The 6,345-nt window shown below is 72.6% G+C and carries 8 protein-coding genes and 1 pseudogene; 4 read left to right on the forward strand and 5 right to left on the reverse strand.

The window, feature by feature from the left end; all coding sequences use genetic code 11:
- Window positions 1-45 precede the first annotated feature (45 nt).
- Window positions 46-495 carry a VOC family protein gene (locus ACF08N_RS31505; RefSeq protein WP_392328119.1) on the reverse strand — a complete coding sequence of 150 codons (450 nt, stop codon included), beginning with the start codon at window positions 493-495 and terminating at the stop codon, window positions 46-48.
- A gap of 22 nt (window positions 496-517) precedes the next feature.
- Between ACF08N_RS31505 and ACF08N_RS31510 the strand changes: the two genes are divergently transcribed.
- From ACF08N_RS31510 to ACF08N_RS31520, 3 genes are all read left to right on the forward strand, one after another.
- Window positions 518-1,135 (forward strand): CGNR zinc finger domain-containing protein, encoded by a 618-nt coding sequence (locus ACF08N_RS31510; RefSeq protein ID WP_392328120.1) that lies wholly within the window; start codon window positions 518-520, stop codon window positions 1,133-1,135.
- Window positions 1,132-1,539 (forward strand): SRPBCC domain-containing protein, encoded by a 408-nt coding sequence (locus tag ACF08N_RS31515; protein ID WP_392328121.1) that lies wholly within the window; start codon window positions 1,132-1,134, stop codon window positions 1,537-1,539. The genes ACF08N_RS31510 and ACF08N_RS31515 overlap by 4 nt, the downstream gene beginning before the upstream one ends.
- An 86-nt stretch (window positions 1,540-1,625) precedes the next feature.
- A complete protein-coding gene (locus ACF08N_RS31520; RefSeq protein WP_392328122.1) occupies window positions 1,626-1,970 on the forward strand; it encodes a DUF6401 family natural product biosynthesis protein in 345 nt (114 codons plus the stop codon).
- Window positions 1,971-2,059: 89 nt separating this feature from the next.
- Here ACF08N_RS31520 and ACF08N_RS31525 read toward each other — a convergent pair whose 3' ends face one another.
- From ACF08N_RS31525 to ACF08N_RS31535, 3 genes are all read right to left on the reverse strand, one after another.
- A complete protein-coding gene (locus ACF08N_RS31525; RefSeq protein ID WP_392328123.1) occupies window positions 2,060-2,911 on the reverse strand; it encodes a hypothetical protein in 852 nt (283 codons plus the stop codon).
- Window positions 2,912-3,538: 627 nt separating this feature from the next.
- On the reverse strand, window positions 3,539-4,522 hold the full coding sequence (gene rarD / locus ACF08N_RS31530) for an EamA family transporter RarD (protein WP_392328124.1): 984 nt from the start codon (window positions 4,520-4,522) through the stop codon (window positions 3,539-3,541).
- 112 nt (window positions 4,523-4,634) lie between these two features.
- Window positions 4,635-5,495 carry an SDR family oxidoreductase gene (locus ACF08N_RS31535; RefSeq protein ID WP_392328125.1) on the reverse strand — a complete coding sequence of 287 codons (861 nt, stop codon included), beginning with the start codon at window positions 5,493-5,495 and terminating at the stop codon, window positions 4,635-4,637.
- A 99-nt stretch (window positions 5,496-5,594) separates the two neighbouring features.
- On the opposite strand from ACF08N_RS31535, the gene ACF08N_RS31540 reads away from it, so the two are divergent.
- Window positions 5,595-5,996, forward strand: a complete 402-nt coding sequence (locus tag ACF08N_RS31540) for a winged helix-turn-helix transcriptional regulator (RefSeq protein ID WP_392328126.1) — start codon at window positions 5,595-5,597, stop codon at window positions 5,994-5,996.
- A gap of 61 nt (window positions 5,997-6,057) precedes the next feature.
- Here ACF08N_RS31540 and ACF08N_RS31545 read toward each other — a convergent pair.
- Window positions 6,058-6,345, reverse strand: a pseudogene (locus tag ACF08N_RS31545) (2-oxoacid:ferredoxin oxidoreductase subunit beta); the annotation flags it as partial.

Genomic DNA, 6,345 nt, shown 5'->3' on the forward strand with positions numbered 1-6,345 from the left:
GGGATCCGGACACGCGTGTTCGTGTACCGGACGCCGGAACCCCCCTCACTGCACGCAGAATTCGTTGCCCTCCGGGTCCGTCATCACCACCCACTCCCCGCCCGGCTCCTTCACGTGCCGCACGACCGTCGCCCCGAGCCGCCGCAGCCGGTCCGTCTCCGCGTCCCTCGTGCCGGGGGCGGCGTGCACGTCGATGTGGAGGCGGTTCTTGACGGTCTTCGCCTCGGGGACGCGCTGGAAGAGGATGCGCCGCCCGAGTCCCATGCCGCTGTTCTCGTCGTACGGGTCGTCCGGATGGCGGACGGCGACCAGATCGCGCCATGCGCGCCGGCCGTGCGATTCCACGGTGACCTCGACCGGCGCGGCCCCCTGCGCGAGGACCTGCTCGATCAGGCGGCTGTTGTCCTCGACGAGATAACCGAGCGTCTCGGCCCAGAAGTCGGCCTGGGCGTGCGGGTCCGCGGCGTCGATCACGAGCTTCCAGTGCAGTGTCATGGCAACCGGTTATAGTGGTTACATGGGTGAGGTCGCAACGGAAACGCCGGGACTGGTACTGCGCACGCGGGAGGGGCGTCCCTACCGTTTCGACCCGGGAGCGCTCTGCCTTGAGTTGCTGACCACCGGCGGACCGGGGGACTTCGCGCGCTACGAGGTGCTCGACGAGCCGGCCGGCCTGCTGCACTGGGTGGCGTCCAGCCGCCTGCCCGGGGGACTGCGGCTCGACGTCGACGACGCCTCTCTGGCGGCGGTCCGGCGGCTGCGGGACGCCCTGTGGCGGATGGCCGGCGCCCGGGTGCACGACCGCGAGCTCGACCCGGCCGACGTGGCGACGGTCAACGCGGCCGCCGCCGAGCCGCCCCTGGCCTTCGGTATCGCGGCGGACGGATCGCGGCAGTGGGCGCCGGGCGCGGCCGGGGTGCCCCAACTGCTGTCGACCGTCGCGCGCGACGCCGTGGAGCTGTTCACGGGGCCTTACGCGCACCGCATCCGCGAGTGCGCGACGCACAACTGCTCCCTGCTCTTCGTCGACACCTCGCGGCCCGGCCGCCGCCGCTGGTGCGCGATGGAGCACTGCGGCAACCGCAACAAGGTCCAGGCGCACCGCGCCCGCCATGCCGAAGGAGACGGATCGTGACCACCGGACTGACCAAGGACGCGGGCTGGGAGATCGGCGTGTCCCGGACCCTGCCGCTGCCGCCGGCCGCCGTTTGGGACTTCCTCGCGAGCCCCGAGGGCGTGGAGTTGTGGCTGGGCAAGGGCGTCCGGCTGCCCACGCGGAAGGGTGAGGCGTACGAGACGGCCGACGGCGTCAGGGGCGAGGTCCGCTCCTACCGTCCCGGTGACCGCATCCGCGTCACGTACGGCACGAGCACCGTGCAGGTCGCCGTGTCCGCCGCCCGCTCCGGTGAGGGGGCGGTGCTCCGCTTCCACCAGGAGCGGCTGACCGGTGCGGAGGAGCGCGAGCGCCGCAGGGCGCACTGGAATGCGGTGGCCGCGCGAGTGGAGGCGGCACTGGGGGTGGACCGGGGCCGGGCGTGACCGGTCGACGGCGCGGCCGACGGATCGGGGTGTTTTGCGACCGACGTCACGTCTTGAGGGGTCTGTTCCCGGTTTAACGTGGGGGGATGGACGCTTCGCCCCTCAGCGGGCCGCCCGGCTGCCCTCTGGTCGGCGTGGCCGCCACCTACATGCCCCGGCTCTCGGAGTTCGCCTTCGAGCCGGGGCTCGTCGCCGCCGTCGATCAGCACGCGGCCGCCGTCCGGGACGCGCTCGTGCCGCTGCTGCCCGGGCAGCGACGGCCAGAGGCGGCCGACGTGGTGCGGCGCGAGGATCTCGCGGACTACACGCTGGGCTTCACCGACTGGCTCTCGGAGATCGACTGGTCGGAGCCGGTCGGCTACGACTTCGCCACGCTGCGGCTCACGGCGGTGTGCTGGCTGATCCGCGAGCACGATCTGCTCGGCGCCTGACGGAGCCGACGGAAACGGACCCGGTCGACAGATGTCGACCGGGTCCGTTTCCGTGCACGGTCTCCGCGGGCCACACGGACCCGGCGGTGTCACATCGGGTCGCGGCCGGTGCCCGTGCCGGGGGGCGTGTCCTCGCCCCGGCCCATCTCCTGGCTGCCGCCCATCCCGCCGCGGGCGCGGCCCGGCTGGCGCTCGGTGACGGGCTGCCCCGCGGCGGCGTCGGCGCGCCCGCGCTGGTAGGCGGTGAGCGTGTCCTTGGCGCGGCCCGACTCGGCCTCGGCGGTGGCCAGCCAGCGCTCCCAGCGCTCCCGCATCGGGTTGATGAGACCGCCGCCGACGCCGACGATCACGATGCCCGCCATGGCGGCGAGCACGGCGATGAGGACCGGCCCGGTGACCGCGGTCGCGATCTGCGCCTGGCTGAGCGCGGCGATGACGCCGAGCGCCACGATGAAGCCCCAGGCCACGGTGGCGAGCACCCTGCCGTACGAGGTCTCGCCGAGGGCGCCCTGGACGATGTCGCGGACGGCGCGGGCGATGGCCATGGCGACGACGACGATGACACAGGCGACGATCGCCTTCGGGATCCAGGAGACGATGCCGTTGATCATCGTGCTCACCGGGTTGGGTCCGAAGACACCGAAGGCCAGCTGCAGGGCGATCAGCAAGACCGCGTAGTAGAGGATCTTGCAAATGATGCCGGTGGCGTCGTACTTGGCGTCCCGGAGGGTGTTCGATATGCCGCTGCGCTCGGCCATGCGCTCGAAGCCGACCTTGCGCAGAAGGCGGTCGGCGACCTTGGCTATCGCCTTGGCGATGAACCAGCCGATGATCAGGATCGCCAGGAAGGCGAGGAACTTCGGGATGAACTTGGCCACGGCGGACCACGCGTCGGTGATCCCCTGACCGAAGTTGATCGAAAGTGCGAGGGGTTGTGACATGACGCACTCGCTCCGCTCTCTGGGTTTTCGCGGTCCGTATGACCGGGCCTGGTCTTCCGGTGGTAACACCGGCCATCAGGGGCGGCCTGTGCCGAGAGGCGGAGCTGATCCGTTCGGGTGACGATTGCGCCCTGCCGGGCGCGCCGACGTGCACCACGGGGCGGGCTGTGCAGGCGCACGCGCTGTGGGGGGCGCTGATTGCTGGGGCCCTGGGGCCACCCGTGCCCGGGGCCGGGGCCGGGAACGCGGCCACGTGGACGGCCTCTTGGCAGTTCGGCGGGGCGGGGCCGTTGCCGGGCGAGGCTCCGCCGGGAACGGCCCCCGGGCCGTGCGAGCCCGAGGCATCGGACCGGGGGGCGGCTCAAGGGGGCGAGGTTCGGCACGGTCGGTGGCGGGCGCGGCCGCGGTCCTCCGCGACGCACCTTGCCCGGTGCCGCCCGGGCGGGGACGGCTCGTGGCGGCGCGAGCCCGAGCCCCCGGTCCGGGGGCCGGCTCAAGGGCGCCGGGTTCGGCCGGGTCGGTGCCGGGGCCGGTGGGCGGCCGAAGCGGGCGCGGTCGCCCCGAGGCTCCTGCCCGGTGCCGCCGCGGCGGCAACCGCACCCGCGCGGGCCCGAGACCCCGGCGGGGTCAGGCGCCGGGGTGGGGGTTTGCGGTCGGGGTCGGGGCCGGCGGGGTCGGGGTCGTCTCCGTGGCCGCCGACGCCGCGAGGCGCAGCGCCTGCGCCTTGTTCCGGTGGGCCGTTCGCAGCGCGTCCCACGTCAGGATCGTCAGGGCCAGCCACACCAGCGCGAACCCGGCCCACCGCTCGGCGGGCATCGCCTCGTGGAAGTACAGGATCCCCAGCAGGAACTGGAAGATTGGCGCCAGGTACTGCAGCAGCCCCAGCGTCGACAGCGGCACCCGGATCGCCGCGGCGCCGAAGCAGACCAGCGGCGCGGCCGTCACCACACCCGTCGCGGCGAGCAGCGCCGCATGGCCGGTGCCGTGGAAGCCGAACGTCAACGAGTCGGTCGCGCCCAGCCACAGCAGGAAGGCGAGCGCCGGCAGGAACTGGATCGCCGTCTCGGCCGCCAGCGACTCCAGGCCACCGATGTTGACCTTCTTCTTCACCAGCCCGTACGTGGCGAACGAGAACGCGAGCATCAGCGAGATCCACGGCGGCCTGCCGTAGCCGATCGCCAGCACCAGCACCGCGGCGAAGCCGATCCCGACGGCCGCCCACTGCGCGCGCCGCAGCCGTTCCTTGAGCAGCAGGACGCCCATGGCGATGGTGACCAGGGGGTTGATGAAGTAGCCGAGCGATGCCTCGACGACATGGCCCGCGTTCACGGCCCAGATGTAGCCGCCCCAGTTGACGCTGATCACCGCCGCGGCGACGGATATCAGCCCCAGCTTGCGCGGCTGCCGCACCAGTTCGCGGATCCAGCCCCACTGCTTGAGGGCGAGCAGTGCGACCGCCACGACGGCCAGCGACCACACCATCCGGTGGGCGAGGATCTCCATCGCCGCCGACGGCTTGAGCAGCGGCCAGAAAAGGGGGACCAGACCCCACATCCCGTAGGCGCCGATCCCGTACAGCAACCCTGCCCGCTGTTCGCTGTGCGACTTCACTGACCCTCCTGCCCCGCGCGCGCGTTCCTTGAAGAAGGTACGCGTGCGCGGTAAGGATGTCATGCCCGTATCGCCATACGGTCATGACGGATCGGGGTCGCAGGAGGGCGGGTCAGGCGGCGGCCAGTGCCGCCGCGACCGTCTCGGCGAGGGGCGTTGTGGGCCGCCCGGTCACCCGAGCCAGGTCGCCCGTGGTGCGCCCCAGCAGCCCGCGCCCGATGGCCTGGTCGACGTCGACGAGGATGCGGGCGAACGGCTCCGGGACGCCCGCGCCGGTGAGGATGCCGAGGTGCGTCTCGGCCGGCACCTCGGTGTACGTGATCGTCCGGCCGGTCTGCCGCGACAGCTCGGCGGCGTACTCGGCGAGGGACCACGCGGTGTCGCCGCTCAGCTCGTACGCCGCGCCCAGGTGGCCCTCGCCCGTCAGCACCGCGGCCGCGGCGGCCGCGTAGTCGGCGCGGCCGGCCGAGGCGATCCGGCCGTCGCCGGCGCTCCCGACGACGGTGCCGTGCTCCAGGACGGGGGTGAGGTTGCCCGTGTAGTTCTCGGTGTACCAGCCGTTGCGCAGGAAGGTGTACGGCAGGCCGGATTCGAGGATCAGCCGCTCGGTCGCCTTGTGCTCGGCCGCCAGGTCGAAGTCGGCCTCCGGTCCGCCCAGTACGCCGGTGTACGCGAGCTGTGCGACGCCCGCGGCCCGCGCCGCCTCGATCACGGCCGCGTGCTGCGGGACGCGGCGGCCGACCTCGCTGCCGGATATCAGCAGCACCCGGTCACCGGCGCGGAAGGCCCCCTCCAGGGCGGCCGGGTCGCCGTAGTCGGCGATCCGCAGCTCGACGCCGCGCGCCGCGAGGTCCGCCGCCTTCTCCTCGTCGCGGACCACCGCGGCGATCCGGTCGCCCGGGACGGTGTCGAGCAGCTCCTCGACGACGAGACGGCCGAGGGCTCCGGTGGCGCCGGTGACAACGATGCTCATGGGTGGTTTCTCCGTTTCGCGTGCTTCATCTGTCTGTGAAACCACCCTAGGGTGAGCGCTAACCATTCGAAAGTACCCACTTTGAAGTAAGGTACTGGCATGGCCGTAAGCAGCAACGGGGCCGCCGTCCCCGACGTGAACCGCGAGATGTGCCCGTCCCGGTTGATCCTGGAGCACGTCACCAGCCGCTGGGGCGTGCTCGTGCTCGCCGCCCTGCTGGAGCGCTCGTACCGCTTCAGCGAGCTGCGCCGGCATGTCGGCGGCGTCAGCGAGAAGATGCTGGCCCAGACCCTCCAGACGCTGGAGCGGGACGGCTTCGTGCACCGCGACGCCAAGCCCGTCATCCCGCCGCGCGTCGACTACTCGCTCACCGGGCTGGGCGAGGAGGCCGCCCGGCAGGTGTGGGACCTCGCCCGCTGGACCGAGCGGCGGGTGGCCGAGGTGCAGGCGGCCCGGGCCGCGTACGACGACGGGAAGGCCCGCCCGGCGGACAGCGCGTGACGGTCGCATACGAAGGGGCCGGGAGCAGTGCTCCCGGCCCCTTCGCGTCGTGAGGCGGGTGTCAGCCGACGACCGTCCAGGTGTCGTTGCCGGCGAGGAGCGTCGCGAGGTCGCCCTTGCCGTCCTTCTCGACGGCCGTCTCGAGCTGGTCGGCCATGAGCGTGTCGTAGACGGGCCGCTCCACGCTGCGCAGGACGCCGATGGGCGTGTGGTGCAACGTGTCGTTGTCGGCGAGCCGGGACAGTGCGAAGGCCGTGGTGGGGCTGGGGTTGTGGGCGTCGTGGACGAGGACTCTCGACTCGTTCGCGGCCGTCACGTCCACCACCTGGAGGTCGCCGGTCCGCTCGTC

The sequence above is a fragment of the Streptomyces sp. NPDC015127 genome (assembly GCF_043080095.1).
In the GTDB taxonomy this organism is placed as follows: domain Bacteria; phylum Actinomycetota; class Actinomycetes; order Streptomycetales; family Streptomycetaceae; genus Streptomyces.

What these genes read in the sequence shown, in the direction of transcription:
- ACF08N_RS31505 (WP_392328119.1), bottom strand. Translation starts at nt 495, where the DNA reads ATGACACTGCACTGGAAGCTCGTGATCGACGCCGCGGACCCGCACGCC.
- ACF08N_RS31510 (WP_392328120.1), top strand. Translation starts at nt 518, where the DNA reads ATGGGTGAGGTCGCAACGGAAACGCCGGGACTGGTACTGCGCACGCGG.
- ACF08N_RS31520 (WP_392328122.1), top strand. Translation starts at nt 1,626, where the DNA reads ATGGACGCTTCGCCCCTCAGCGGGCCGCCCGGCTGCCCTCTGGTCGGC.
- ACF08N_RS31525 (WP_392328123.1), bottom strand. Translation starts at nt 2,911, where the DNA reads ATGTCACAACCCCTCGCACTTTCGATCAACTTCGGTCAGGGGATCACC.
- ACF08N_RS31535 (WP_392328125.1), bottom strand. Translation starts at nt 5,495, where the DNA reads ATGAGCATCGTTGTCACCGGCGCCACCGGAGCCCTCGGCCGTCTCGTC.
- ACF08N_RS31540 (WP_392328126.1), top strand. Translation starts at nt 5,595, where the DNA reads ATGGCCGTAAGCAGCAACGGGGCCGCCGTCCCCGACGTGAACCGCGAG.